24 protein-coding genes are annotated in these 24408 nt (G+C 63.3%); 16 read left to right on the forward strand and 8 right to left on the reverse strand.

Going from position 1 to position 24408, the window contains the following annotated elements:
• Nucleotides 1–100 precede the first annotated feature (100 nt).
• Together LMTR21_RS05830 and LMTR21_RS05835 are read left to right on the forward strand one after the other, a co-directional pair.
• Nucleotides 101–1774: a SulP family inorganic anion transporter gene (locus LMTR21_RS05830; protein ID WP_065755679.1), complete on the forward strand. Its 1674-nt coding sequence runs from the start codon at nucleotides 101–103 to the stop codon at nucleotides 1772–1774.
• A gap of 266 nt (nucleotides 1775–2040) precedes the next feature.
• On the forward strand, nucleotides 2041–2481 hold the full coding sequence (locus tag LMTR21_RS05835; protein ID WP_065755680.1) for a hypothetical protein: 441 nt from the start codon (nucleotides 2041–2043) through the stop codon (nucleotides 2479–2481).
• Between the two features lie 43 nt (nucleotides 2482–2524).
• Here LMTR21_RS05835 and ppk2 read toward each other — a convergent pair whose 3' ends face one another.
• Both ppk2 and LMTR21_RS05845 read right to left on the reverse strand, forming a co-directional pair.
• Nucleotides 2525–3331 (reverse strand): polyphosphate kinase 2, encoded by an 807-nt coding sequence (gene ppk2 / locus LMTR21_RS05840; RefSeq protein ID WP_065755681.1) that lies wholly within the window; start codon nucleotides 3329–3331, stop codon nucleotides 2525–2527.
• Nucleotides 3332–3367: 36 nt separating this feature from the next.
• On the reverse strand, nucleotides 3368–3820 hold the full coding sequence (locus LMTR21_RS05845; protein WP_065755682.1) for a hypothetical protein: 453 nt from the start codon (nucleotides 3818–3820) through the stop codon (nucleotides 3368–3370).
• Between the two features lie 161 nt (nucleotides 3821–3981).
• Between LMTR21_RS05845 and LMTR21_RS05850 the strand changes: the two genes are divergently transcribed.
• The 6 genes from LMTR21_RS05850 to LMTR21_RS05875 all read left to right on the forward strand — a co-directional run bounded on the left by LMTR21_RS05850 (nucleotide 3982) and on the right by LMTR21_RS05875 (nucleotide 9272).
• Complete coding sequence (locus tag LMTR21_RS05850; protein ID WP_246175210.1) at nucleotides 3982–4431, forward strand: hypothetical protein; 450 nt, start codon at nucleotides 3982–3984, stop codon at nucleotides 4429–4431.
• On the forward strand, nucleotides 4424–5656 hold the full coding sequence (locus LMTR21_RS05855; protein ID WP_065755684.1) for an HlyD family secretion protein: 1233 nt from the start codon (nucleotides 4424–4426) through the stop codon (nucleotides 5654–5656). The genes LMTR21_RS05850 and LMTR21_RS05855 overlap by 8 nt, the downstream gene beginning before the upstream one ends.
• Nucleotides 5657–5670: 14 nt before the next feature.
• Nucleotides 5671–6087, forward strand: a complete 417-nt coding sequence (locus tag LMTR21_RS05860) for a hypothetical protein (protein WP_065755685.1) — start codon at nucleotides 5671–5673, stop codon at nucleotides 6085–6087.
• Nucleotides 6088–6173: 86 nt separating this feature from the next.
• Nucleotides 6174–6974: a DUF2092 domain-containing protein gene (locus LMTR21_RS05865; RefSeq protein WP_065755869.1), complete on the forward strand. Its 801-nt coding sequence runs from the start codon at nucleotides 6174–6176 to the stop codon at nucleotides 6972–6974.
• Nucleotides 6971–7264, forward strand: coding sequence for a hypothetical protein (locus LMTR21_RS05870; RefSeq protein WP_065755686.1), 294 nt, complete (start codon nucleotides 6971–6973; stop codon nucleotides 7262–7264). Before LMTR21_RS05865 ends, LMTR21_RS05870 begins: the two co-directional genes overlap by 4 nt.
• Nucleotides 7265–7421: 157 nt before the next feature.
• Nucleotides 7422–9272 (forward strand): sensor histidine kinase, encoded by a 1851-nt coding sequence (locus LMTR21_RS05875; RefSeq protein ID WP_065755687.1) that lies wholly within the window; start codon nucleotides 7422–7424, stop codon nucleotides 9270–9272.
• Here the strand turns inward: LMTR21_RS05875 and LMTR21_RS39920 are convergent.
• Nucleotides 9250–9573: an HdeA/HdeB family chaperone gene (locus LMTR21_RS39920; protein WP_065755688.1), complete on the reverse strand. Its 324-nt coding sequence runs from the start codon at nucleotides 9571–9573 to the stop codon at nucleotides 9250–9252. The two genes, LMTR21_RS05875 and LMTR21_RS39920, sit on opposite strands and share 23 nt — an antisense overlap.
• Before the next feature lie 250 nt (nucleotides 9574–9823).
• Here LMTR21_RS39920 and LMTR21_RS05885 point away from each other — a divergent pair, with 250 nt between their 5' ends.
• The 3 genes from LMTR21_RS05885 to LMTR21_RS05895 all read left to right on the forward strand — a co-directional run bounded on the left by LMTR21_RS05885 (nucleotide 9824) and on the right by LMTR21_RS05895 (nucleotide 13870).
• On the forward strand, nucleotides 9824–11161 hold the full coding sequence (locus LMTR21_RS05885) for a TAXI family TRAP transporter solute-binding subunit (protein ID WP_065755689.1): 1338 nt from the start codon (nucleotides 9824–9826) through the stop codon (nucleotides 11159–11161).
• A gap of 85 nt (nucleotides 11162–11246) precedes the next feature.
• The gene (locus tag LMTR21_RS05890) at nucleotides 11247–12941 is read left to right on the forward strand and encodes a DUF3300 domain-containing protein (RefSeq protein WP_065755690.1); all 1695 of its coding nucleotides are present in this window, start codon (nucleotides 11247–11249) and stop codon (nucleotides 12939–12941) included.
• Nucleotides 12942–12943: 2 nt separating this feature from the next.
• Nucleotides 12944–13870 (forward strand): DUF2950 domain-containing protein, encoded by a 927-nt coding sequence (locus LMTR21_RS05895; RefSeq protein WP_065755691.1) that lies wholly within the window; start codon nucleotides 12944–12946, stop codon nucleotides 13868–13870.
• A gap of 127 nt (nucleotides 13871–13997) precedes the next feature.
• On the opposite strand, the gene LMTR21_RS05900 is transcribed toward LMTR21_RS05895, so the two are convergent.
• The 3 genes from LMTR21_RS05900 to LMTR21_RS05910 form a co-directional block, all read right to left on the reverse strand.
• Complete coding sequence (locus LMTR21_RS05900; RefSeq protein ID WP_065755692.1) at nucleotides 13998–14291, reverse strand: hypothetical protein; 294 nt, start codon at nucleotides 14289–14291, stop codon at nucleotides 13998–14000.
• A gap of 77 nt (nucleotides 14292–14368) precedes the next feature.
• Nucleotides 14369–14890: a flavin reductase family protein gene (locus LMTR21_RS05905; protein ID WP_246175223.1), complete on the reverse strand. Its 522-nt coding sequence runs from the start codon at nucleotides 14888–14890 to the stop codon at nucleotides 14369–14371.
• Nucleotides 14891–14927: 37 nt separating this feature from the next.
• Entirely contained in the window at nucleotides 14928–16016 is a 1089-nt protein-coding gene (locus LMTR21_RS05910) for an LLM class flavin-dependent oxidoreductase (RefSeq protein ID WP_065755694.1), read from the reverse strand.
• 125 nt (nucleotides 16017–16141) lie between these two features.
• On the opposite strand from LMTR21_RS05910, the gene LMTR21_RS05915 reads away from it, so the two are divergent.
• Nucleotides 16142–17056, forward strand: coding sequence for a LysR family transcriptional regulator (locus LMTR21_RS05915; RefSeq protein WP_065755870.1), 915 nt, complete (start codon nucleotides 16142–16144; stop codon nucleotides 17054–17056).
• Nucleotides 17057–17270: 214 nt separating this feature from the next.
• Here the strand turns inward: LMTR21_RS05915 and LMTR21_RS05920 are convergent, their stop codons facing one another.
• The gene (locus LMTR21_RS05920; RefSeq protein WP_065755695.1) at nucleotides 17271–18152 is read right to left on the reverse strand and encodes an SMP-30/gluconolactonase/LRE family protein; all 882 of its coding nucleotides are present in this window, start codon (nucleotides 18150–18152) and stop codon (nucleotides 17271–17273) included.
• 131 nt (nucleotides 18153–18283) lie between these two features.
• On the opposite strand from LMTR21_RS05920, the gene LMTR21_RS05925 reads away from it, so the two are divergent.
• Nucleotides 18284–18973: a TetR/AcrR family transcriptional regulator gene (locus tag LMTR21_RS05925; RefSeq protein ID WP_065755871.1), complete on the forward strand. Its 690-nt coding sequence runs from the start codon at nucleotides 18284–18286 to the stop codon at nucleotides 18971–18973.
• Nucleotides 18974–19001: 28 nt separating this feature from the next.
• Here LMTR21_RS05925 and LMTR21_RS05930 read toward each other — a convergent pair whose 3' ends face one another.
• On the reverse strand, nucleotides 19002–19982 hold the full coding sequence (locus LMTR21_RS05930) for a tripartite tricarboxylate transporter substrate binding protein (protein WP_065755696.1): 981 nt from the start codon (nucleotides 19980–19982) through the stop codon (nucleotides 19002–19004).
• Nucleotides 19983–20188: 206 nt separating this feature from the next.
• Between LMTR21_RS05930 and LMTR21_RS05935 the strand changes: the two genes are divergently transcribed.
• From LMTR21_RS05935 to LMTR21_RS05945, 3 genes are read left to right on the forward strand one after another with little or no spacing between them, the layout of a single operon-like run.
• The gene (locus LMTR21_RS05935) at nucleotides 20189–20959 is read left to right on the forward strand and encodes an enoyl-CoA hydratase/isomerase family protein (protein WP_065755697.1); all 771 of its coding nucleotides are present in this window, start codon (nucleotides 20189–20191) and stop codon (nucleotides 20957–20959) included.
• Between the two features lie 2 nt (nucleotides 20960–20961).
• Nucleotides 20962–23088: an acetate--CoA ligase family protein gene (locus LMTR21_RS05940; RefSeq protein ID WP_065755698.1), complete on the forward strand. Its 2127-nt coding sequence runs from the start codon at nucleotides 20962–20964 to the stop codon at nucleotides 23086–23088.
• 55 nt (nucleotides 23089–23143) lie between these two features.
• A complete protein-coding gene (locus LMTR21_RS05945) occupies nucleotides 23144–24373 on the forward strand; it encodes an ABC transporter substrate-binding protein (RefSeq protein ID WP_065755699.1) in 1230 nt (409 codons plus the stop codon).
• The last annotated feature ends 35 nt before the right edge of the window (nucleotides 24374–24408 follow it).

Raw genomic sequence — 24408 nt, forward strand, 5'->3', positions numbered from 1 at the left:
AGCGAAACGTTGATCTGGATCAACGGAGGGGCTGCGCGTGCTGCTGCGCTGCGCGGCAACGCGCCCGGCCGAAGCGGCAGAACCGCGATGAGGGATATTCATGAAATTGAGAGAGACCAGACTTTTTCCTCCAGCGCAGTGGTTCGCCGAATACCGCGCCGGCTGGTTACGCCACGACGTCATTGCCGGCGTGACGCTCGCCGCCTACGCGATTCCCGTGTCGCTGGCCTATGCGGCGCTCGCCGGGCTGCCGCCGCAGGTCGGTGTCTACGGCTATATGCTCGGCGGTCTCGGCTATGCGCTGCTCGGCTCGTCGCGGCAGCTTGCGGTCGGGCCGACCTCGGCGATTTCGCTGATGATCGCCGCTACGGTCGGGGCACTGGCGGGAGGCGATTACGTCCGCTATGCCCAGATCGCGAGCCTGGCAGCCTTTACCGTTGCGGCGCTCTGCCTGATTGCCTGGATTTTCCGGCTCAGCATGCTGGTGCGCCTGATCAGTGACAGCATTCTGGTTGGCTTCAAGGCCGGCGCCGGCCTCACCATCATCATGACGCAACTGCCGAGCCTGTTCGGCGTTGCCGGCGGCGGACGCCATTTCTTCGACCGCCTGATCATGCTCGTCGGGCAACTTCATGGCATTCACTGGATCGTGCTGGCGGTCGGTCTTGTCGCGGTCCTGCTGCTCCTGTTCGGCGAACGTGCCTTGCCGGGCAGACCGGTCGGGCTTGCCGTCGTCATCCTGTCGATCCTCGTCGCGACGGCGCTTGGCCTGCCCGCGCTCGGGGTTCCCGTCACCGGCGAAATCCCGAAGGGGTTGCCGAGCCTCGCTATGCCGACCTTCGGGCTTCTGGATTTCGATGAATTGTTTCCGCTCGCCGCCGGCATCCTGCTGCTCGCCTATGTCGAAGGCGTCTCGGCAGCGCGGAGCTTTGCGGCCAAGCACGGCTACGTCCTCGACGTGCGGCAGGAATTTCTGGGGCTGGGCGCGGCCAATCTCGCGGTATCGCTCGGCCATGGTTATCCGGTCGCAGGCGGATTGTCGCAATCCGCCGTCAACGACCAGGCCGGCGCGAAAACGCCGCTCGCGCTCGTCATTTGCTCGCTGACACTGGCGATCTGCCTGCTCTTCCTCACCGGTCTTCTGACAAATCTTCCGAAGGCCGTGCTGGCGGCGATCGTCTTCACGGCAGTGTACAAGCTCGTCGACGTTGCCGCGCTCAAGCGCATGTGGCGGATCAGCCGGATCGATTTTTTTGCCGCGGCGATTGCCCTGGTCTCCGTGCTGCTGCTCGGCATCCTGCAAGGCATTTTGCTGGCGGCGCTCGCTTCGATCTTCCTGCTGCTGGCGCGGGCCTCGCAACCGAACATCGCCTTTCTCGGCCGGGTGCGGGGAACCGGCCGCTATGCCGACAGCGCGCGCAATCCGGACGTCGAGCCGCTTGCCGGGATCATCGCCTTCCGGCCGGAAGCGTCGCTGCTCTACATCAATGCGGAAACAGTTCTTGACGCCGTGCTGGCAAGGCTCGCGGCAGCGCCAGACACCAGGCTGGTCGTCTGCGGCCTTTCATCCTCGCCTTTCATTGATCTCGCAGGCGCCCGGATGCTGCACGACCTCCATGACGAGCTTGCCGCGCGCGGCATCGCTTTCCAGATCGTCGGCGCCCGCGGGCAGGTCCGCGACGTCCTGCAGGCAGATGGCCTCGCCGACAAGACTGACAGCGCCAACTGGACCCGAAGGATGGATAGTTTGCTCGGCGATCTGAAGGCCGGCTGACTGCACCGCCGCGTGCGGTGACGCGTCGAATGCGAGGCGCTGCGCTCAAGACCAGCTTGCGTTGACTTGAATCAAAGGATGCCGCGGGAAGCGGAACAGCATCGGCCAACCGTCGCCGCAAGCTTCCCGGAGCTCCGACATGTCTGAGGACACCAACATCCTGCTTACCGTGTTCGGCTATTTCGCAATGATCCTCGCGCAATAGGCCGGCCGCAGTCTGGAGCCCGGATCATGGTGGTCCGGCTCAAACCCTAGAAGGAAATGCCATGAAGAAGTATCGGAAGCGAATGATGCTGGCTGCCGTGCTGGGATTGTTGGTCTCGGCCGGACTTGCGACGCCGACGATGGCGGAGGTCGGTTCGGTTGCCGTCGTGTTTACCAAGGGCGGTTTCATCGTCGGCGTCGGCGGCGGGGAGGGCGTCCTGACCTTTCGCGGCAAGAAGTATCCGTTCACCGTGTCAGGCATGAGTGTGGGATTCACGGTCGGCGCCTCCACGACAAAATTCACCGGCAGGGCATTGAACCTGCGCAGCCCAGGCGATCTCGCCGGCAGCTACGCCGTGGTCGGCGCGGGAGGTGCGGTGGCGGCAGGGGCCGGCGGCGTCCAGTTGCAGAATGCCAAAGGCGTCATCCTGCAACTCAGCGGGCCCAGGGTCGGCGCCGAAGTCTCGGCGGCCGTCGGCGGCGTGACGATCGCGATGCGATGAACAGAAGCGGCGGGAGCCGCCCGCGCGGCTCCCGTTTGCGAACCTAGTACCGCTCTTCGACGAACTTCATGCCACGCAGGCTGGCCTGGTCATCGTAGCGGCCCTTGTGGGAGCGCTTCGGCAGCTTGACCTGGTCGCGCGCGATCTTCTTGTAGGGGATCGTGCCGAGAATGTGTGAGATGACGTTCAGCCGCGCCTTTCGCTTGTCGTCGGAGCGGATCAGGTGCCACGGCGCGTGCTTGGTGTCGGTCGCCTCGAGCATCATGTCGCGCGCCCGCGAGTAATCGTACCAGCGCCCGAACGACTCGGTGTCCATCGGGCTCAGCTTCCATTGCCGCAGGGGATCCTCGATGCGTGCGTTGAAGCGGATTTCTTGCTCCTCCATCCCGACCTCGAGCCACAGCTTGATCAGGATGATGCCGCCTTCGACCGCGATTTTCTCGATATGCGGGCACAGCTCCAGGAAACGCTTGTGTTCCGCCTGCGAGCAGAATCCCATGACATACTCGACGCCGGCGCGATTGTACCAGCTGCGGTCGAAGATCACGATCTCGCCGCCGGCGGGAAACTGCTCGACATAGCGCTGCAGGAATAGCTGGGTTTTCTGCCGGTCGGAGGGCGCGGGCAGTGCGACCACGCGAAACACCCGCGGGCTGACCTTTTCGGTGAGGGCCTTGATGGTGCCACCCTTGCCGGCGGCGTCGCGGCCCTCGAACAGGATGATGACCCGGAGCTTTTCCTGCTTGACCCATTCCTGCAGATGGCAGAGCTGCACCTGGAGCTTGCGCAACTCCTTCTCATACTCCTTCCGCTTCATCTTCGTCTTCGACTGGCTGCCGTTCTTGGACATGCGCAATGATTCCCGGTTCAATGGCGATCGGTCGCGCTAGGCGTCCCAGCTGATGGTGATGCTGATGTCGCCGGGCACGCCGCCGGGAAAATCGACGATCTGGTAGCGGATGCGATAGCCGCGCGGCTGCAGATAGTCGCTCCAGAGCTGGAAGATCTCCTTGGGGATTCCGGTCAGGGTCTTTTCCCAGCCTTTTTCCATCTGGTTGATGGCTCGGCCGCGGTCGGTGCACAGCGAATTCGGAAAGCGGTAGACCTGCACCTCCGTCAATCCGTTGCGCACCGCTCGCTGGATCACGGTCGAGGCAAGCTTGACCTTCTCATCCTCGGACAGGCCCGACGGCTGGCTCAGCTTGTCGATCAGGGCATGCTTTTCGGCCTCTGTCGCAGCCAGCCGCTTGGCCATCTCGTCCGCCTTTTGCGCCTCCTTCAACGCCGCCTGCTTCTGGATTTCCTTCGCGCTGGGGATCAGGTCGTCGATCTTGGCCATGTACGTCTCTCCCGAATGACCGTTCGCCGCATTGGATGTTCCAACGTTACGGCTGGGGCCGCAGGGCACTTCTTGATTCAGATCAAGCATTGGGAGACCATAGTCCCCACTCTGCACGCGGGGCGGGGCCTTCGGGCGACCTGACAGGGGGAGTACGAGCTTTGAGTGAACAGATACATCCGTTGGCGCCCCACCATCTGCCGTTCTTCATCCCGGGTCCGGACGGATCGGACACACTGATGGTGGTGATGGGAATTTTCCTTGTGGGTGTCATCTTGTGGGTCGGCACCCTGTACTGGAAATTGCATAGCCTGCCGGAGCGGATGGCGCACAGGACGCACAAGCTGCAGTTCGAAATCGTCGCCGTTCTCGGCTTGATCTCGCTCTTTACCCACATGCATATCTTCTGGATCGCGGGCCTGTTGCTCGCGATGATCGACCTGCCCGATTTCAGCACGCCGTTGCGCAGCATTGCCGGATCGGTCGAACGCATTGCCGACGCTGCGCCGGGCACGCCCGAGGCCGAGCCGATTTCCGAAGCACCAGCTACGTCAGGCGGCAAGTCCGGCGCCAGGAGCGCCGCGAAGGAAGAGGTACGCAGCCATGCTTGAGCTGATGATCTGTTCGCTGGTGACGATCCTCCCGGACTACCTCTATCGCCGTTATGTGCAGGGCAAGCGGTTCGGCAAGGAGATCACATTCTTTTCGGTCTGGTATGAACTGCGCTGGGGCATCACGGGCTGCCTGATGTTGACCATCGGGTTGATCACGATGATCTTCTATTTCCACCCCTCGACCACGTCGGCGGCGATCTACTTCCGCACGGTGCCTATCCTGCCTGAAGGCTCCGGCCGCGTCGCCGAGGTGAATGTCGGCTTCAGTGAGCCGGTGAAAAAGGGCGATGTCCTGTTCCGGCTCGACAGCTCCAGACAGCAGGCCGCGGTCGAAACCGCCAGGCGCAAGGTCGCCGAAGTTGAGGCCGCGATGATCAGCGCGAGGGCGGATGTCGTCAAGGCGGACGCCCAGGTTGGCGAAGCAAAGGCCAACTTGCAGCAGGCCAGGGACGAACTGGACGTCAAGAGCGAGTTGCAGCGGCGCAATCCCGGCATCGTGCCGCAACGCGACATCGAAAAACTGCAGGTGCTGGTCGATCAGCGACAGTCCGGCGTCGACGCAGCAAATGCCGTGAAGGAGTCAGCGGTGTTGCGAGTCTCGACGCTGCTACCCGCCGAGAAGGCGAGCGCCGAGGCCGCGATGGCGCAGGCGCAGGTCGATCTCGACAAGACCTACGTGCGGGCAGGTATCGACGGACGGGTCGAGCAGTTTCTCGTTCGCACCGGGGATGTGGTCAATCAGCTCATGCGGCCAGCCGGCGTGTTGATCCCTGAAGGCGCCGGCCGAAATATCCTGCAGGCCGGCTTCGGCCAGATCGAGGCCCAGGTCATGAAGCCGGGGATGGTCGCGGAAGCGACCTGCATCTCGAGGCCCTGGGCGATCATTCCGCTCGTCGTCACGACCGTGCAGGATTACATCGCAGCCGGACAGTTCCGGAGCGGCGAGCAGTTGATCGATCCGCAGAACCTGCAAAGGCCCGGCACGATCCTCGTCTTCCTGGAGCCGCTTTACAAAGGCGGACTTGAGGGGGTCACGCCGGGCTCCAGCTGCATCGTCAATGCCTATACCAGCAATCACGATGTGATCGCCGACCCGAAGACCGGTGCGCTGAAAGGCTTTGCCCTGCATGCCGTCGATGCCACCGGCCTCGTGCATGCGCTCTTGCTGCGCATCCAGGCGCTGTTGCTGCCGGTCAAGACGCTGGTGATGAGCGGTCACTGAGGGGAAAAGATGAGATGAATCGCTTTCACACCAACGCCGCATCTGCGGCGCTCCTGCTTGGCGTCTCGCTCGGACTTTGCGGTTCTGCCGGCGCCTTTGACCTCAACGGCGCGTGGGCGAGCGACGCCGAAAATTGCGGCAAGGTTTTCACGCGCAAGGGCAACCAGATTACCTTCACCGACATGTCCGACGTCTATGGCGGCGGCTTCATCATCGAGGGCGACCAGATCACCGGAAAATTCGCGCGCTGCCGTATCAAGGCAAAAAAGGATGAAGGGGCGACCATCAACCTCCTGGCGGCCTGCGCCTCCGATATCATGCTGCAAAGCGTGCAGTTCAATCTCAGGGAAGTGGACGCCAACACCGTCATGCGCCTGTTTCCGGGGATGTCGGGCATGGAAATCAAATACGCGCGTTGTCCGACGCCGTAGCCGAGATACGGTCGGGCGATGCCTTGATTCAAGTCAAGGCCGCACTCCATGGCACGGGTTGAATGCCGCGCACCATGGAGGACCTTATGGCTACTGAAACACACCGCCGGACATTGCTCCGCACTTCGGCGACGGCTATCTCGATCGGCGTGCTTTCCCTTGTCGCAACGCAAGGCGCACGCGCCGACGATCCCGCCAAAATCCTGAAAGGCATGACAGACTATCTCGCCGGTCAGAAATCGCTCTCGGCAAAATTCGACAGCGACATCGAGATTGTCACGCCGGGGTTGCAGAAGATCCAGTTCACGAGCTCCGGCGAAATGAAGATGAATCGTCCCGACAAGCTGCGCGTCCGCCGCACCGGCGGCTATGCCGATGTCGAGCTGGTCTATGACGGCAAGACGGTCTCGCTCTACGGTAACAACGCAAAATCCTATGTGCAGTCCGATCTCGCGGGCACCGTGGATCAGGTGATCGACACGCTGCAGTCCCGATCGGGCGCGGGGCTGCCCGGCGCCGACTTGCTGCTTTCCAATTCCTACGACCAGTTGATGGCCGACGTCGTCGAAGGCAAGCATATCGGGCTCGGCGTGGTAGACGGCGTCGAATGCGAACATCTGGCGTTTCGCGGTGTCGACACCGACTGGCAGATCTGGGTCGAGCCCGGCGCAAAACCCGTGCCGCGCAAATATGTGATCACCAGCAAGACCGTGACCGGCGCACCGCAATACACGCTGAAGATCAAGGACTGGAAGACGGAGGCGAACGCCGACGGCGATTTTGCGTTCAAGCCGCCGACAGACGCAACCAAGGTCGCGCTCGATTCTGCCGTCATGATCGAGTTCGACGAAATTCCGCCCGGCACACCCGCAGGAGCAAAGAAATGACCGCCTCGCGCAAATTGACTTTCACTTTTGCCGCCGCCGCTGCGCTCGCCGTCGGCCTGTTCTGGAACGGCGAGACTGCAGTGAACAACGGCCTGGTCACGTCGGCGGAGGCGCGCATTGGACGTCCGCTGACGCCGATGAGCTATGCCGGCGTGGCGCGGCGTACCACGCGGCGGGCCGTTGCGGTCGGTGCGGGTGCCGCTGCCGCGGGAGCCGCGGCCGGCGCCTACTACGGATCGGGTTGCGTCCAGGCGGTGGATGCCTACGGCCGGGTCGTCACGCGCTGCTAGCGGGTGGTGCCAGGTAACCGGCGAGGGGGACTTTGCCACAGTTTCCCTGCGCGCTAAATCATGCTGCTATGGCTTCGTGTTGTGCTGTGCAACAGGAAGCTAGGCAGCGGTGACGGGTCGCTCGGGGATCAAGATCGGCGAAAGGCGTCTGACCAGAATGGTCTGGCGCCTTTTCGTGCTGTTGGCGTTGATCAGCTCGGCACCGGTCTACGCCGGCCAGCCCGACCACAAACGGATCATGATTCTGCACTCGGTCGGCCGGGAATTTCGGCCCTGGAACGAATATGCGAGGACCATGCGCGCCGAGCTGGACCGCCAGTCGCCCTGGCCGCTGGATGTTCAGGAGCATTCCCTCGTTGCTGCGCGCTCCGCCGACGTCAATTCGGAAACCCCGTTTCTTCAGTATCTGCAGGCGCTCTACGCCAACCATCTGCCCGACCTCGTCATCGTTGTCGGCGCGCCCGCGGCTTCGTTCATTCAACGCAACCGCGCGCAGCTTTTTCCTGCAACGCCGATGCTGTTTACGACCATTGAGGCTCGCCGTGTCCAGCATTCCGCTTTGACCAGCAATGACACGGTCGTCGCGGTCACCCACAGATTCCTCGTTCTGTTCGAGAACTTCCTCAGGATATCGCCTGACACAAAGACGATCGCGATCGTGAATGGCGACTCGCCGAACGAGCGATTCTGGCGAGGCGAAATGGTGAGGGAGCTGAAGCCGCTCGAGGGAAGAATAGAGATAAGGTGGTACGACAAGCTGCCCTATGAGGACACGCTGAGGCAGCTTGCCACCCTGCCGTCGCACTCCGCGATCTTCTGGTACCAAATGGTTGCCGATGCCACCGGTGTCGCGCACGAAGGCGGCCGGGCGCTGACGAGGCTCTACAACGTCGCCAATGCGCCGATCTTTACGCATGACGACTCGTTCTTCGGCAGGGAAATCGTCGGCGGGCCGATGCATTCGGCGCTCGGCCGCAGCCGGACCGCCGTGAGCGTGGCAATTCGCATTCTCGGTGGTGAGAACCCGGGCGACATCAAGACACCACCCAGCGAATTTGCAGCGGCCAAATACGATTGGCGAGAATTGCAGCGATGGGGCATTAGCGAAGCGCTGCTGCCGCCGGGTAGCGAGGTCTATTTTCGCGAGGCCTCTGCCTGGGAGAAATACCGTTGGCAGATCGCGGCCGCCTGCGGTGTTGTCCTGCTGCAGGCGGCGCTGATCTCTATCTTGCTCTACGAGCGGCGGCGCCGTCGTTTCGCCGAGGTCGAGGCGCGCCAGCGCATGTCGGAACTCGCCCATGTCAACCGCTATTCCATGGCGGGCGAGCTCACCACGTCGATCGCCCATGAGCTCAACCAGCCGCTCGGCTCGATCCTCGTCAACACCGAGACCGCAGCCCTGATGCTGGATTCGCCGACGCTCGACGTGAGCGAGCTGAAGGAGATACTTTCCGACATAAGGCGCGACGACCAGCGCGCAGGGGAGGTGATCAGACGGTTGCGCAGTCTGCTGAAGCGTGCGCCGTTCGAGGCCAGGGAGATCGACCTCAACGAGGCGGTCGGCGAGACCCTCGATCTCGTATCCGGCCTTGCCCATGCGAGAGGAGTTACCGTGGAAAGAGCGCTCAGCGCTGTCCCCCTCCCTGTGAAGGGAGACCGTATTCAACTGCAGCAGGTCCTGCTCAACCTGTTCATGAACGCTGCGGACGCGATGGCGCATCTGGATAGAGCGCGGCGCCGGATCGTCGTGCGCACCGCGCGGGATCGCGATTACGCCGAGATCGAGATTGCCGATCATGGCCCGGGCATCCTCGCCGGAAAACTGGCGGAAATATTCGAGCCCTTCTACACCTCCAAGCCCAGCGGCATGGGGATGGGACTGTCCATCGCGCGCACCATCGTCGAGGCGCATGACGGCGAGATTTCAGCAGAAAACCGGAGCGGAGAGGGCGCGCTGTTCCGGATCCGGTTGCCGCTGGTGCACTCTAGCGCGCTCGCGGCATCTTGATTCCGAGCGCCCGCTCGGCGGCCGACATCACCGTCGCGCGCGGGCTTGTCGCGCAAAAGTCCTTCACGGTCTTGGCGGCTTGCGCGAACTGGTAGAGGTCAATGGTGGTGTTGCGGACGCTCGCATTGTAATAGCCGCTCAGCCACATCGTGATGCCGGCGAAATCCTGGAAGCCGAGCTTGGTAAGCTCGCCGCACGTCATCCTGCTCATGTCGACCACCATCTTGTCCTCCGCGGCCGCTTGCGACCAGGCCAGCAGCAAGGCGGCAAGCGTGGCGGCGATCAGCTTTGACGTGCGCATGTTCGAAACTCCGGCATCACCCTGCAAGGTAAGAGGCCGCCATGGGGGTGACGGCCTCTTGGTGTCGCTCTGGGGGAGCGGCTTGCCGGGTGGGTGGGCGCCGGCTGCTCGACTCTTGCAGGGCGAAGCCGGGCAGCGTTGATCTGGATCAATGGATCGGCTCGCGCGCGGTTGGCTTGATGTCGACCGAGCCTTGGCAAAGCGGCTGTTCGGATCGACGGTCGCCTGAGGCACTGTCAGAGCACGCCGCATGAACCCGATGAGATTGCCGACCTGGCTGCGGATCGCCCTGGTGGCCGGCGTCTTCCTGCTGGTGGCAGGCGCCGGCTTTCTTGGATATCGCTGGTACACGAAGCCGACGACATTGACGGTCGCGGTGGGGTCGCTGGATGGGGAGGCGAGCCGGCTGGTGACGGCCATCGCGCGCAAGCTGACGCAGTTGAACGCGCCCGTGCGGTTCAACATGGTCGAGACCGGCAGCGTGCTGGATGCGGCGACAGCCTTCTCCTCCGGCAAGGTCGATCTTGCGATCGTGCGCGGCGATGTCGGCGATCTGTCACAGGCGCAAGCGGTCGTGGTGGTCGCGCATGCGGTGGCGTTGCTGGTCGCGCCGCCGGGCTCGCCGATCTCGGATATCGCCGGATTGAAGCGGGTTACCGTGGGGGTCGTCGGCGGTGACGTCAATCGGAAGATCGTCAAGGAATTGAGCGACGAGTACGATCTCCCCCGAGCCAACGTGATCTTCAAGAACGTGGCGCCCGCGGACGCGCGAAAGGCGCTTGAGGCAAAGGAGGTCCGCGCGATCTTGATCGTGGTGCCGCTTGCCGAAAAATACCTGACGCTGATCCGTAGCCTGTTTCCACAGAACACCAAGATGTCGCCGGTGCTGATTCCGATCGAGCAGGCCGGCGCCATTGCCGGGCGGGATCGCGCCTATGAGAGCTATGAGGTGCCGAAGGGTACCTTGCGCGGCGCGCCGCCTGTTCCCGCGGAGGACCTGACGACGCTCCGCACCTCGTTCTATCTCGTCGCGCAAAAGAAGCTCAGCAACGATCTCATCACGGATCTGACGCAATCGGTGATGAATGCGCGTCGCGACCTGCTCACGGAGTTGCCGATCCTCGCTCAGGTGACGGCGCCCGATACGGATGCGGATGCTCACCTGCCGGTGCATCCCGGCGCAGCAGCCTTCTATAATGGCACGCAGGAAAGTTTCCTCGACAAATGGGGCAACATCATCTTCCTGGCGCCGATGATCGCTGGCGGACTGGTGTCCGTGCTCGCCGCTGCCTGGAAATTCCTGCGCGCGGACGGGCCGCAGACCCGCGAGCAGGCGCTTGATGCGCTCTATGCGCTGGGGCGGCGCATCCGGGTCAGCGGCAAAGAGGCCGAGCTCGACGAGATCGAGCGCGAAATCGACCGCATCCTGCAGACGCAGCGCCTCAAGGCTGCCGCCGGCGAGGACGAAACCCGCGATGTCACCGCGTTGAATGTGGCAGCACACCGGCTGGAAAACCTGATTCACGACCGCCGGCTTGTTCTTGCGCCGCAACAGGGCGGCAAGGCGCGGGAACAGGTTCGGGGTTAGGCCTGACTGAATTCCTTTGATCTTTATCAAACCTTCGGCCTCGCCACTGCTTGAAGCTGGCCCAGCAATCTGGAGGAGAGCGACGATGTTCCGTTGCGGCAAAATCCTGCTTGCGTGGGCGTTCCTGTTGGCGACGCCGATCGCAACCATGGCACAAACGACAGACAATCAACCGGCGCCATCCGCCCAAACCAGCCAGCCGCCGGCGGCCGCTCAACCCCCGAGCAGCCCGCCGCCCCAACCGCAAGCCGAGCAGCAGCTCCTGAAGCCCGGGCAGCTCGAAGCGCTGGTTGCGCCGATCGCGCTCTATCCGGACGAGTTGCTCGCCAATGTGCTGGCGGCATCGACTTATCCGCTGGAAGTGGTGCAGGGCGACCGCTGGGTGAAAGGCAACAAGAGCTTGAAGGGCGATGCGCTGAAGGCGGCCGTCGACAAGCAGGGATGGGACGACAGCGTCAAGGCGCTCGCTTCCACCCCCGACGTGCTCGCGATGATGAGCGACAAGATCGACTGGACCAAAGACCTTGGTGATGCCGTGCTGGCGCAGCAGCCGGATGTGATGGATGCGGTCCAGCGGCTGCGGGCCAAAGCGCAGGCGCGCAACAAGCTGGCGACCAACAAGCAGCAGAAGGTGAGCGTTCAGAAACAGGACAATCGCGACGTGATCGTGATCGAGCAGGCCAACCCGTCGACGATGTACGTGCCCTATTACGATCCCGCCACCGTGTACGGCGAATGGCCTTACGCGGAGTATCCGCCCTATTACTTCGGATATCCGTCCTATCTCGGCGCCGGAGTGATCGCGGCCGGGCTTGCCTTCGGCACCGGCTGGGCCATCGCGCGCTGGGGCAATTACTGGGGCGGCGGCTTCAACTGGGGCAACCGCAACCTCTACGTCAATCACTACAACAGGATAACCAACGTCGGAAACAACTGGCAGCACAACCCGGCGCACCGCCAGGGCGTCAAATACGCCAACGCGCGCGTCGCGGATCGCTTCGGCAACAACAATCTGAAGGCGGGTGCCGGCAACCGGATGGATTTTCGCGGCCGCGACGGCCAGCAGGTGCTGAAGCCTGGTGGTGATCGTCCGGGTGCGGGTGATCGCATCGGAGATCGTGCCGGTGATCGCGCTGGTGACAGGGCCGGCAATCGTGCCGGCAATCGCGGTGGCGATCGCGTCGGAGATCGTGGCGGCAACCGGCCGGGCGCGGCCGATCGCGCCAAGGCGGGCGGCGGAGATCGCGCCAAGGCTGCCAATCGCGGCGGCGGCGCGCGCGCAGACCGCGGCGGCGGACGCGGCGGAGCCATGAATGTGTCAGCGGGCAGGGGCGCTGCTGCGCATGCGGCCCGCGGCCGGACCAGCATGGCGAGCATGGGCCCGCGCGGCGGCATGGCCATGGCCGGACGGGGCGGAGGTTTCGGCGGTCGAGCCGCGATGGGAGGTGGTGGCGGCTTCCGCGGCGGTGGCGGCGGGGGCTTCCGGGGCGGCGGCGGATTTGGCGGCGGGCGGCGCTCCGACATTGAGCTGAAGCACGACATCACGCTGCTCGGTCATCTCCGTAACGGCCTCGGCTACTACCGCTTCAGCTATCTCGGCAGCACCAAGTCCTATGTCGGCGTGATGGCGCAGGAAGTGCAGATGGTGAAACCGGACGCGGTGACCCGCGGCGGCGACGGCTATCTGCGCGTCCACTACGACAGGCTCGGACTGAAATTCCGCACCTACCGCGACTGGGTCGCGTCAGGCGCACAGATTCCGACGCAATCGAGGATGTGACCATGACGATCCGTCATTCGATCGACTCCGTTCGCACCCGGTTTTTCGCTCCGGCTGCTGCGGTCATGCTGTGCCTGCTGTCGTTTCCCGCCAGCGCGCAACAGACCTTCAAGACTCCCGATGAGGCGGCGACGGCGCTGGCAGATGCCGTCAAGTCGGGAGCCGAGAAAAGCATCCTGCAGGTGCTTGGCCCTGATGGAGCGGACATCGTCTCCTCCGGTGATGATGTCGCCGACAAGGAAACGCTCGAGCGCTTCAACACGGCCTGGACCGCGAAGCACTCGATCAAGAACGAGGGCGACAACAAGGCGACGATCATTCTCGGCAATGACGACTTCCCATTCCCGATCCCGCTGGTGAAGAACAAGGCCGCGTGGGAATTCGACACAGCGGCGGGACGCCTCGAAATTCTGTACCGCCGCATCGGCCGCAATGAGCTCGATGCGATCCAGACCGCTCTCGCTGTTGTCGACGCGCAGAACGAATATGCGGAGAAGGATCGCGGCGCGGGCGTTGGCGTCTATGCGCAGCGCATCGTCAGCACATCGGGCAAGAAAGATGGGCTCTACTGGCCGGGTGACGACAGTCCGCTCGGCGAACTCGCCGCGAAGGCGTCCGCCGAGGGATACAAGGCCGGAGAAGGGGCTACTCCCTATCACGGCTATTATTTCAAGATCCTGACGCAGCAGGGGGCGAATGCGACGGGCGGCGAACTCAACTATATCGTGAAGGGAAAGATGATCGGCGGCTTCGCGCTGCTCGCCTGGCCCGCCGAATACGGCAATTCGGGCGTGATGACCTTCCTGGTCAACCATAATGGCGTGGTCTACCAGAAAGACCTCGGCGCCCGCACCGCCTTGCTCGCCCTGCGTATCGCGCGGTTCAACCCCGACCAGACCTGGAAGAAGGTCGATACATCCTCGAACTAAAGCGTGATGACGTTTCTTCGAATCGTCATCCCGCTCTAGCTTTTTGTCTGAGCATGATCTTTTCGGAAAACCGCTACACACTTTTCCGGATCATGCTTTAGCGGGACTGCGTCGCGAGGTGGTGCGATCAAGGCTGGCGTTCGACGTGGGCACGGATTGCATCTGCCTCGATCCAGCCGTGCTCGCGGGCTTTCGCGACCATCTCGGCAAAGGCCGGTTCCCAACTGTCATCGTCGGGACGGCCATTCAACGTGGGTACCAGTTGGATGGGAACGAGGGCATTGCGGTCATCGACAAAAGTGACGCCCCGCCACGCGCGCGACTCGGCACTTGCTTCGCCTTTCAGCACGAGCTTGAACCTGCGGAAATCAAACGGCTCCGTTAGCTGGATTCCGCCTTCCGGCGAGCATTCGACGATCATGCGTCGGTCCGTTCCGAAGTCTGCTTCAGGAGTGAGCGAGTAGCGGGCTTGCCGATGCAAGCGCGCGCGTCGGGGGATTAGGGCTGCGGCAATGTCCGTAGCGCGCCTTGAAAATTGACCAAAGGATCGCCCTTACCTCCGCGCGTGGCCACGATTCTTCCGACGAAGAGGCCGTGGGTGCCGACGACGTGGTGGTGATGCAGCACGCACTCCAGCGCGCCGACGGCGGATCGCAACAGCGGCACGTCGAGGATGCCTTGCTCCCAGGCCGCCGTCTCGAAGCGTTGGACACCCTTGACGCCATTCTGCCCGGCGAAACGAAGAGCGAGATCCTGCTGTCCGTCGCCGAGAAGGCTCACACCGAAACGACCGGTGGCGAGGATCGCATCATGCGTTTCCGATGTCAGGTTGACGCCCACCAGCAGGCAGGGCGGGTCCATGCACAGCGACGTGACCGAACTCACGGTCAGACCGCGTCGCTTGGTCTCGGTTCCCGTCGCGACGACGGCGACGCCGCTCGCCAGATTCCGCATGGCCTCGCGAAACTCCGCCGCCTCGACGGAGCGGACGTCGCTCATCGGGAGAAATTGACAGCCCATGTGGTCCTCCAGGGTCGCCTCGATACTGACAACTGCTCTATGCCGGGGCCGCTTCCCCGGCGAGCCTGTCTGCGGGCCGGCTTGAGCGGAGTTCGCGCCGGATCGCCGGAATGATCTTGCTGCCCCACAGATCGATCTGACGGAGCATCGTGCGCTGGTCGAAATCGCCGAGTTGGGTCTGGAGCGCGATGTGGGGCGGCTTCAAGATGCTGATCTCCTCCAGCATGCGATCGATCACCTGGTTGACACTGCCGACCGGCAGATTGCTGCGCATCGTCTCCAGGCTCATGTCATTCGGTCCGGCTTCCTCCTTGATCAGGTAACCGTCGTCGCTTTGGGCGCGTCGGAATTTCAGGCTTTCCGACAGCCGACGCTGGAAGCGGGCATTGTCGAGGTAGGCGTGAATTTCATTCTCATTGTCGCTGGCATAGGCGCAGCGCAGGAAGCCGAAATGCGTGTCGTCGATCGAGCGTCCTTCCTTGGATGCAATGCCTTCGAGTCGTTCGCGCAGCGCCTTGATGGCGTCGAGACCGTTGAGAAGGGCGGTCACGAACAAATTGTGATTGTCGCTGATAGCGCGGCCGAGCGTCTCCGGATGCCCCGATGTCACCCAGATCGGCGGCATCGGCTTCTGGATCGTGCGAACGGCGATCGCCGTCGGCGGCATCTGAAGGTGCTTGCCGGAGTACGAGAATATGCGTTCCTTCATGCCCGCCTGAAGGACATCGTAGAACTCCGCGAACAGCGAATGCGAGTCCTTCAGGCCGACGCCGAAGCGGTCGAACTCGAACTGCTGGTATCCCGAGCCGATGCCGAGGTCGAGCCGGCCGTTCGAGACCGTGTCGGCAAAGCCGATCTCGCCCAACAACCGCGCCGGATTGTAAAGCGGCAGCACGCACACAGCAGAGCCGAGCCGGATCCGCTTGGTCAGGCCCGCGCAATGCGACACCATCATCAGTGGCGAGGGACACAGGCTGTAATTGTTGAAATGATGCTCGGCGTACCAGGCCGTATCGAAGCCGGCCGCCTCGGCCGCGACGGTCTGTTCGACGGCATTGTTGATGACCTGCTGCGAGGTTTGGTGATAGCCGCGCTGCTGCGCCAGAATGAATACGCCGAATTCCATCGGATGCGTTCCTCGCCATTTGCGTTTCGGCCCCGTGCGGCCGCTTCAGGCAAAGTTATGGCCTTGTGGTTTTTCGAACAATTGGCGTAATCTGAGCATGTCTTTTGCAGAATCTGAAAAGATCGATGAATCGCCTCCAGGCCATGGAATTGTTCGTCAGCACCGTACGCGAGGGCAGCTTTTCCGCTGCGGGCCGAAAAGCGGGGCTCTCTCCGGCGTCGGTGTCACGCTATGTCGGGGAGCTCGAGGCCCAGCTCGGGGTGCAATTGATCAATCGCAGCACCCGTCATCTCGGGCTGACCGAGGCCGGCAAGATTTTCTTTCAGCGCACCGAGCAGGTGCTGCACGGCATCGAGGATGCCGAGGCCGCGGCGCTCGCCTTGCAAAGTACGCCGCGCGGCACGCTCCGGGTTCATTCGCGAACGCTGTTCGGAATCAAGGTGCTCTCACCGTTGATTCCGCAGTTCCAGAAACTTTATCCGGAGTTGAAGGTCGAGCTTCGTCTGTCGGAGCGGCGCGTCCAGCTCCGCGAGGAGGAATTCGACATCGATTTCCAGATCGCCGCGCCGAAGGATCCGGGCTTGATGCAGCGCAGGCTAGTGAGGAGCGAACGCATTCTGGTGGCATCGCCGGACTATGCCAGGCGAATGCCGAAGCTGCGCGGCCCGGATGATCTGACGGGGCACAACTGCCTGACCTACTGGATGGGACCTGAGGACGTGGTTTGGAAGTTCATGCGCAAGAACCGGCTACGCGAGATCGTGGTGCCATCCTCGTTCAGCAGCAATAACGGCATCATCCTGTGCGATCTCGCCGCGCAGGGACACGGCATTGCGTTGCTCGACGACTATACGGTCGCGGACGAGTTGAAGAGCGGAAGGCTGATGCGCCTGCTGCCGGGCTTCCGCGTCACCAACTCGACCTTCGACGAGGGCATCTACGCCACGTTCCAGCAGAGCAGCTATCTGCCGGAAAAGATCAGGGTGTTTGTCGATTACATGGCCGAGAGCGTGCCGCGGCAGATCAAACGGTCTGCCTAGAGCATGATGATTTTTGGTTAGATGAGTTTAGCCGCAACGCGCTTCACCTCTCCCGCTTGCGGGGGAGGTCGGCGCGAAGCGCCGGGTGGGGGCTCTCTCCACTCGGGCAGTATCGCCCGCGGTAACACCCCCACCCCAACCCTCCCCGCAAGCGGGAGAGGGAGCGCGCCTTCTTCGTGGTCGCAATCAAATCTAATTTCATCACGCTTTAGCGTCAGCCGAACCTCTCGGCCACCAGTCCCTTCACGCCGAGATCCTCGACCGCAAACAATCCTCCGGCATCCGGGCTGTCGTCCGCGAGGTTCGTGCTGCGCGAAATTGACGTCACATAGAGTACATCGAGGCCGGGGCCGCCGAACGCGACGCTGGTCGGATGGCGGACCGGCATCTCGACAAGCCGCTCCATCGTTCCATCCGGCGCGAAGCGAGCAATCGCGCCGATGCGCACCAGCACGGTCCACAAATAACCTTCCGCATCGACCGTCGCCCCGTCGGCGCCCGAGCCTAGTGCGTCCGTATTGACGAAGATGCGCTTGTTCGCAAGCGGGCCCTCGCGGCGATAGTCATAGGCCCAGGTCACGTGCCGCGCCGAGTCCGCGAGATAGAACGTCCTGCCGTCCGGACTGAAACACGGGCCGTTGGTCACGCCAAGATCGTCCTCGATCAGTTCGATCGCGCCCGACGCGTCGATGCGATAGAGGCCGCCAAGCGGCCTTTCATTCTCCGCCCGGCCGCCATGCAGGGTCCCGGCCACGAAGCGCCCGAAAGGATCCGCCTTGCCGTCGTTCAGCCGTACCATGGGGTGTTCGACGTCGATCGAGGGGCCCATGGTCAAGCCGTGCGTGTTGAAATCGTACTGCGCAAAGCCATGGCGCAGCGCCAGGACCCCGCCGCCGGCATGCGTCAGGGCGAGTGACCCGATCGGAGCCGGCACCTGGAATTCCTCGATGGCGCCGGTTGCGGGCGACAGTTTGCGGATCGCTCCCGCAAGGGAATCGATCCAGACCAGCGACTGCGTGCGCTCGTCCCACACCGGGCTCTCGCCGAGCTGGTCCTTGGTTCCTCCGATACGGATGATGCGCGGGGTTTTATTCATCGCGGTATACCTTGTTGGGCTGCAAGGGCTGAGCGGACTTGACCGGTCGGTCGGTGAAAATCTACGGTCGTTCTGGAATGGCGGTCACTGCGGCTTTAGGTTCGGACGCGCCAAGACAGATTGCGGGTTCGATGGTTGAATTATCGACGACAAAGGACGGAATCCCGAACCAGGCGGAGGCGTCCGATCGTGTCCTGCAGATCCTCTCGGAAGCCGGACGGCTGTTCGCCACCAAGGGATATGACGGCACGTCGATGCGCGACATTGCCGTAGCCTGCGGCATCTCGAAGTCGCTGCTGTATCATCATTTCTCCAACAAGGATGAGATCTACGCGCGCGTGGCCGTCGGCTCCACGCTTGAACTGTACCTGTTCGTGCGCGACCGGGTTCCGGACGGGCCGCCGTCGCAGAAGATCCGCGCCTTCATGGTCGCGACCGCCGAGTATTTCCGGAGATATCGCTGGGCCTGGATCGCATCGACGACCGCCTTCTGGAACGATCCGGATCGTCACCGCCAGAAGGAAAGGCTCACGCGCCGCGACCGGTTCGAGAACTTTCTGCGCGGCCTGATCCAGGAAGCGATCGACGCCGGCGAAATTCGAAAGGTCGATGTTCCCATGACCGGGCGGCTGATCCTGTCGTCGCTCAACTGGATGCATCGGTGGTACAATCCCAACAAGAGCGCAACGCCGGAGCAGATCGCCGACATCTTCTTCGACATGGTGTTCAACGGCCTTCGTAGCGGTGATGTTGCGGCACCGCCGCCGGCAGAGCCGCCCAAATCCTCCCGGCGAAAGGCGCGTCAGACGCCGAGATCCTGACGATCGAACGGCCGGGCGAAGACCCGGTTCATTCGAGTGATATATTCTGCGCCGTGATCACCGGTCCCCAAAGGGCCGCGTCCTTGCCCAGTTGGGAATCGAGCAACTGCGGTGCGCCGATGTCGGCTTGCAATCCATCGGTTTCCAGTTGCTTTGCGATCTCCGGCTTCTGCATCGCGGTGTTGGCCGCCGCGTTCAGCCGTTCAATCACGTCGCGCGGGGTGCCGGCGGGTGCGTGCAGCGCGGTCCAGAACGATGCGGAGAGCTCCGGATAGCCTGACTCGGCGAGCGTCGGGACATCTGGAATGTTCGCCATGCGCTTGGCGGAGGAAACCGCGAGAATGCGCAATTGCCCGGTCTTGGCGTGCTCGGCCACGGCGGCCGGCGTTGCGAAATTGAGGTCGCACGCGCCTGACAGCAGCTCCATGACCGAAAGCGGATTGTTGCGATAGGCGACGTCGGTGACGGCGAAGCCCATCGATTTCCCCATCATGATCCCGAACAGATGCGTCACGCTGCCGGGGCCGAGGGTGGCGTAGAACAGCGGCTTGTCGCGGCCCTTGGCATAGGTAACGAAACTCTTCACATCGGTAACCGGCATCTTGGCGTTCACGGTCAGCGACAGCGGGCCGTTGCAGAGCATGGCGACCGAAGCGAAATCCGAAAGCTTGTAGGGCAGGTTTTTGCGCAACAGGACATTCAACGAGATCGGGCCGGTGCCGCCGGCGAGCAGGACGGTGCCGTCCTTGGCGGCGCGTGCCACATATTGCGATCCGACGATGCCGTTGGCGCCGGGCTTGTTGTCGACCAGAACCGGCTGATCGAGCGCTTCCGACATTCCCTTGGCGACCGTGCGCATCAGGCTGTCGATCGAGCCGCCGCTCGCATAGGGCACGATGATGAAGATGGTCTGTGACGAGCGCGCTCTGACGATCGCGGGCGCGGCAAACGGCGCGATGATGGCGCCGGCCACGAGCGTCGTGAACTGACGTCGGCTGATTCTTGCCATGGCGAATTCTCCCGGGATTTTGTTGTCGGTTGGGCAGCAACCTAATACCTGACCGATCGGTCAGTCAACTGATCTGTGCGAACGGCTCTTGCAAGCGAGCAGCCTTGGTGCTATTTGCCAAAAAACTGACCGATCGGTCAGGCGTCTGAAGCCGACGCCGGCGTCGAGGATCGCGTCGTCAAGATCAAGCAAATCAGGAGGAAGCCATGTCCGGCGACATCATCACGCTCGAAGTATCCGATCACATCGCATTGGTGACGCTGAACCGCCCGCCGGTGAATGCGCTCAATCGCGCGATGCGGGATCGCATCGTCAGCGTGTTCGACGAGATATCCGAGCGCAGCGATGTCCGAGTTGCGATTCTCACCGGCGCCGGCAAGGTGTTTTGCAGCGGCGCCGATCTGAAGGATCGCCCGGACCCGACGAAGATCGGTGCGTTTCACGACCACAACCGCATCACCCGCGAAACCGGTAACTGCATCCGCGAGTGCTCCAAGCCGGTGATTGCCGCGATCAACGGCGTCGCGCTCGGCGCCGGCCTCGGCCTGATGGCGTCCTGCGACATCTTCTACGCCTCCGAAGAAGCCGTGTTCGGCATGCCCGAGATCAATGTCGGCCTTGCCGGCGGCGCGGCGATGCTGAACACGTTGTTCGGCCGCTCCCTAATGCGCCGCATGTTCTTCACGGGCTACCGGGTGCCCGCGGCCGAGCTTTATAGGCTCGGCATCATCGAGGACTGCACCACCCGCGAAAACCTGATCCCGGAAGCGATGAAGATCGCGCGCGAGATCGCCGAGAAGAGCCCGGTCGCGATCGAGTATGCCAAGCAGGCCACCAACATGGTCGAGCTGATGCCGCCGCGCGATGCCTATCGCTTCGAGCAGAACATCACCATGGCGCTGTCGAAGACCGAAGACGCCAAGGAAGCGCGCATGGCGTTCCTGGAAAAGCGCGCGCCGGTGTTCAAGGGGCGCTGACGATGCGGCCGGGAGAGGGTCTCGACGCGTTGATGGCGCCGCGCTCGATCGCCATCATCGGTGCATCGCAGGACGCCACCAAGATCGGTGGTCGGCCGGTGGATCTGTTGCGCCGCTACAGCTATGCGGGGCAGATCTATCCGGTCAATCCGAAGGCTTCGGTGGTGCAGGGGCTTCAGGCCTATGCGTCGCTCGACGAGCTGCCGGAAGCGCCGGACCTTGCCATCATCGCGGTTGACGCCGAGAAGGCACCTGAAGCGGTGGAGCAATGCGCCGGACGCGGCGTCCGCAGCGTCGTCGTGTTCTCCTCGGGTTTTGCAGAGCTGGGCGAGAAGGGTCGCGCCATGCAGGAGCGGCTGCGCGTGGCCGCGCGCCGGACCGGCATGCGGCTGCTGGGGCCGAATTGCCTCGGCGCGGTCAGCGTTGCCGATCGGGCGATCGCCACCTTCTCGATCGTGCTCGAGCACAGCCTGCCGGCCGCCGGCTCGCTCGGCATCGTCTCGCAAAGCGGCAATCTCGGCAGCTTCACCATGCGGATGGCGAGCGACCGCGGCGTCGGCGTCAGCCGCTTCATGACGACCGGCAATGAATGCGACATCGATGTTGCCGACGGAATTGCCTGGCTTGCCCGCGATCCCGCCACCAAGGTCATCTTGTGCTGTGTGGAGGCTTGCCGGGATGCGGGTCGCCTGATTGCGGCGCTGACCGAGGCGCGCGATGCCGGAAAGCCGGTTCTTGTGCTGAAGATCGGCACCTCGGCGGCGGGGCAGGCGGCGGCTGCTTCCCACACCGGAGCGCTGGCGGGATCGGACGCGGTCTTTGACGCCTTGCTTGCGCGTCATGGCGCGGTTCGGGTGCGCAGCATCGAGGAACTGATCGAGCTTGGCCATGCCGCCTCGATCCTGCTGCCGGACCGGCTGCCGAAGGGGCCGCGTCTGGCGGTTGTGACCGCGTCGGGCGGGTTCGGTGTCCTGCTGGCGGATGCCGCGCAGGCCGTCGGGTTGTCGTTGCCGGAGCTGAGCGAAGCAACGCAGCGCACGATCCTCGAGCTCGTCCCGTTTGCGTCCGCGCGCAATCCGGTGGATGCCACCGCGCAGATGTCGAGCCGACCCGATCTGTTGCAGAAGATTTTATCGGCAGTCGTGGCCGACGATCGCAGTGACGTGATCGTGCTGCCGCTTCCGTTCTCGCTGCACATGCCGCGCCTGCGCTCGGTCTACATGGAGGCCCTGCGCCACATCCGTGCGCAATATCCCGACCGTCCCGTCATTCTCTGCGTCGACGGCCCGCCCGACGCGCTCGCCGAGCTGCATGCCATGGGCTATCCGACGATTGCGAGTTTTGACGGCTGCTGCGCGGTGGTCGCGGCGCTGGCGCGACTGCAGGCGGCGGCGAAAGCCCCGAAGGATGCAAACCCATCAGTCATTGCGAAAGCCTCGCCGCTTTCCGCGGAGGCGTTCCGGCATGAGCTCGGCGCCAAGCGCGCGCTTGCGGACGCCGGCCTTCCGGTGCTCGCCGAGCAGTTGGTCTTGAATGCCGACGCCGCAGCCCGCGTCGCCAGCGAGATGGGCTTTCCGGTTGTCTTGAAAATCGCCTCGCCCGATCTGCCGCACAAGACGGAAGTCGGAGGTGTTGCCGTCAGGCTTCGGTCCGAAGCCGAGGTGCGGCAAGCGCATGCCGAGATGCTCTCGCGGGTCGCTGCGAAAGCACCGCACGCGGCGATCGATGGCGTGATCGTTGCCCCGATGGCGCAAGGCCTGTCCGAGCTCATCCTCGGCAGCCGGATCGATCCGGTGTTCGGGCCGGTCGTCATGGTCGGTCTCGGCGGCATCTTTGCCGAAATCTTCCAGGACACCGCCGTGCAGATGGCGCCCGTGAGCGAGACGCAGGCTATGGCGATGCTGACATCGCTGAGGGCATTCGCAGTCTTGAACGGGGCGCGGGGCCGGCGGCGCGCCGATCTCGAGGCCGCAGCCCGGGCCATCGCCGCGTTGTCGCGCTTTGCGGTCGCGCATGCGGAATCGGTATCCGAAATCGACATCAATCCACTGCTCTTGAAGGCGGAAGGCGAGGGCGCGGTTGCGCTCGACGCACTCATCGTCCCGCGCACGGGCGGTCCGCAACACTGAAGGCATCAATCAACAAGAACCGCGAAGTCGGCTCAATCACTGCAGGGAGGAACTGATGATGAAGGGGAATATTCGTTTTCTCAACGCCGTCGTTGCGTTGGCCGCGATGCTGTTCGTAACGGTCCCGCTCCGCGCCCAAGGCATCTCCAGCGACGTGATCAAGATCGGGATCATGAACGATCAGAACGGCCCGTATGCCGACAATTGCGGGCCAGGTTCGGTTGCTTCGGCGCGGCTCGCGATCTCTGATTTCGGTGGCGTCGTCAACGGCAAGAAGATCGAGCTCGTCGTCGCCGACGACCAGAACAAGCCCGACATCGGCGTCGCCGTGGCGCTGCGCTGGCTCGACAATGAGGGCGTCGATGCCATCGTGGGCTGCTCGGCCTCCTCGATCGCGCTCGCCGTGCAGGACATCATGAAGGCGCGGAAGAAGCCGTATCTTCTGGCGGGGACGGCAGGGTCGTTCTTCACCAACGATAAGTGCTCGCCGATGACCACGCAATGGATGGTGGACACCTACGCGCAGCCGAAGGCCACGGTGAAGGCCTTGCTGGGGCAGGGCGTGGACACATGGTTCTTCCTGACCGTCGACTACGCCTTCGGCAAGGGATGGCAGGCCGACACCACGAACTTCATCAAGGCGGGCGGCGGCAAGGTCGTGGGCTCGGTGCTGCATCCGCTGAACTCATCGGATTTCTCCTCGTTCCTGCTGACGGCGCAGGCGAGCGGCGCCAAGGCGATTGCGCTGGCTAATTCCGGCGCGGATTTCGGCAATGCCATCAAGCAGGCGCAGGAGTTCGGCTTGCCGCAGAAGCAGTTGCTTGTGCCGCTGGGCTTGATGATCAATCAGGCGCATGGGATCGGGCTGCGCGACCTGCAGAACGTCCGCTTGACCACTCCGTTCTACTGGGACCTCACTGTCGAAACCCGCGCCTTCGCCAAGCGCTTTGCCGAGGCGTCTAACGGCCAGATCCTGAACGAGGCAAAGTCTGCCACCTACAGTGCCATCACGCACTACCTCAAGGCGGTTGCGGCTGCCGGTACCGACGAGGGCGATGCGGTGACGCGGCAGATGAAGAGTACGCCGGTCAACGATTTCGCGATGAAGAATGTCAGCATCCGCGCCGACGGGCAGGTGATGCGTCCGCTCTACGTGGCCCGCATCAAGACGCCGGCCGAGTCGAAATACGCCAACGACTATTACGAGATCACGGGGACCATTCCCGCCGAGGAGGCGTGGCGCCCGGCCTCGGAAAGCGCGTGCGATCTGCTCAAGTCGCAATGATCGGAAAAATCCGAGGAGCGATCCGGTCGATTGCG

This window comes from Bradyrhizobium paxllaeri, from assembly GCF_001693515.2.
In the GTDB taxonomy this organism is placed as follows: Bacteria; Pseudomonadota; Alphaproteobacteria; order Rhizobiales; family Xanthobacteraceae; genus Bradyrhizobium; species Bradyrhizobium paxllaeri.

Excerpts from the sequence above, each read along its gene's own strand:
- LMTR21_RS05830 (WP_065755679.1), top strand. The coding sequence starts at position 101 with ATGAAATTGAGAGAGACCAGACTTTTTCCTCCAGCGCAGTGGTTCGCC.
- LMTR21_RS05835 (WP_065755680.1), top strand. The coding sequence starts at position 2,041 with ATGAAGAAGTATCGGAAGCGAATGATGCTGGCTGCCGTGCTGGGATTG.
- ppk2 (WP_065755681.1), bottom strand. The coding sequence starts at position 3,331 with ATGTCCAAGAACGGCAGCCAGTCGAAGACGAAGATGAAGCGGAAGGAG.
- LMTR21_RS05845 (WP_065755682.1), bottom strand. The coding sequence starts at position 3,820 with ATGGCCAAGATCGACGACCTGATCCCCAGCGCGAAGGAAATCCAGAAG.
- LMTR21_RS05855 (WP_065755684.1), top strand. The coding sequence starts at position 4,424 with ATGCTTGAGCTGATGATCTGTTCGCTGGTGACGATCCTCCCGGACTAC.
- LMTR21_RS05860 (WP_065755685.1), top strand. The coding sequence starts at position 5,671 with ATGAATCGCTTTCACACCAACGCCGCATCTGCGGCGCTCCTGCTTGGC.
- LMTR21_RS05865 (WP_065755869.1), top strand. The coding sequence starts at position 6,174 with ATGGCTACTGAAACACACCGCCGGACATTGCTCCGCACTTCGGCGACG.
- LMTR21_RS05870 (WP_065755686.1), top strand. The coding sequence starts at position 6,971 with ATGACCGCCTCGCGCAAATTGACTTTCACTTTTGCCGCCGCCGCTGCG.
- LMTR21_RS05875 (WP_065755687.1), top strand. The coding sequence starts at position 7,422 with ATGGTCTGGCGCCTTTTCGTGCTGTTGGCGTTGATCAGCTCGGCACCG.
- LMTR21_RS39920 (WP_065755688.1), bottom strand. The coding sequence starts at position 9,573 with ATGCGCACGTCAAAGCTGATCGCCGCCACGCTTGCCGCCTTGCTGCTG.
- LMTR21_RS05885 (WP_065755689.1), top strand. The coding sequence starts at position 9,824 with ATGAACCCGATGAGATTGCCGACCTGGCTGCGGATCGCCCTGGTGGCC.
- LMTR21_RS05890 (WP_065755690.1), top strand. The coding sequence starts at position 11,247 with ATGTTCCGTTGCGGCAAAATCCTGCTTGCGTGGGCGTTCCTGTTGGCG.
- LMTR21_RS05895 (WP_065755691.1), top strand. The coding sequence starts at position 12,944 with ATGACGATCCGTCATTCGATCGACTCCGTTCGCACCCGGTTTTTCGCT.
- LMTR21_RS05900 (WP_065755692.1), bottom strand. The coding sequence starts at position 14,291 with ATGATCGTCGAATGCTCGCCGGAAGGCGGAATCCAGCTAACGGAGCCG.
- LMTR21_RS05905 (WP_246175223.1), bottom strand. The coding sequence starts at position 14,890 with ATGGGCTGTCAATTTCTCCCGATGAGCGACGTCCGCTCCGTCGAGGCG.
- LMTR21_RS05910 (WP_065755694.1), bottom strand. The coding sequence starts at position 16,016 with ATGGAATTCGGCGTATTCATTCTGGCGCAGCAGCGCGGCTATCACCAA.
- LMTR21_RS05915 (WP_065755870.1), top strand. The coding sequence starts at position 16,142 with ATGAATCGCCTCCAGGCCATGGAATTGTTCGTCAGCACCGTACGCGAG.
- LMTR21_RS05920 (WP_065755695.1), bottom strand. The coding sequence starts at position 18,152 with ATGAATAAAACCCCGCGCATCATCCGTATCGGAGGAACCAAGGACCAG.
- LMTR21_RS05925 (WP_065755871.1), top strand. The coding sequence starts at position 18,284 with ATGGTTGAATTATCGACGACAAAGGACGGAATCCCGAACCAGGCGGAG.
- LMTR21_RS05930 (WP_065755696.1), bottom strand. The coding sequence starts at position 19,982 with ATGGCAAGAATCAGCCGACGTCAGTTCACGACGCTCGTGGCCGGCGCC.
- LMTR21_RS05935 (WP_065755697.1), top strand. The coding sequence starts at position 20,189 with ATGTCCGGCGACATCATCACGCTCGAAGTATCCGATCACATCGCATTG.
- LMTR21_RS05940 (WP_065755698.1), top strand. The coding sequence starts at position 20,962 with ATGCGGCCGGGAGAGGGTCTCGACGCGTTGATGGCGCCGCGCTCGATC.
- LMTR21_RS05945 (WP_065755699.1), top strand. The coding sequence starts at position 23,144 with ATGATGAAGGGGAATATTCGTTTTCTCAACGCCGTCGTTGCGTTGGCC.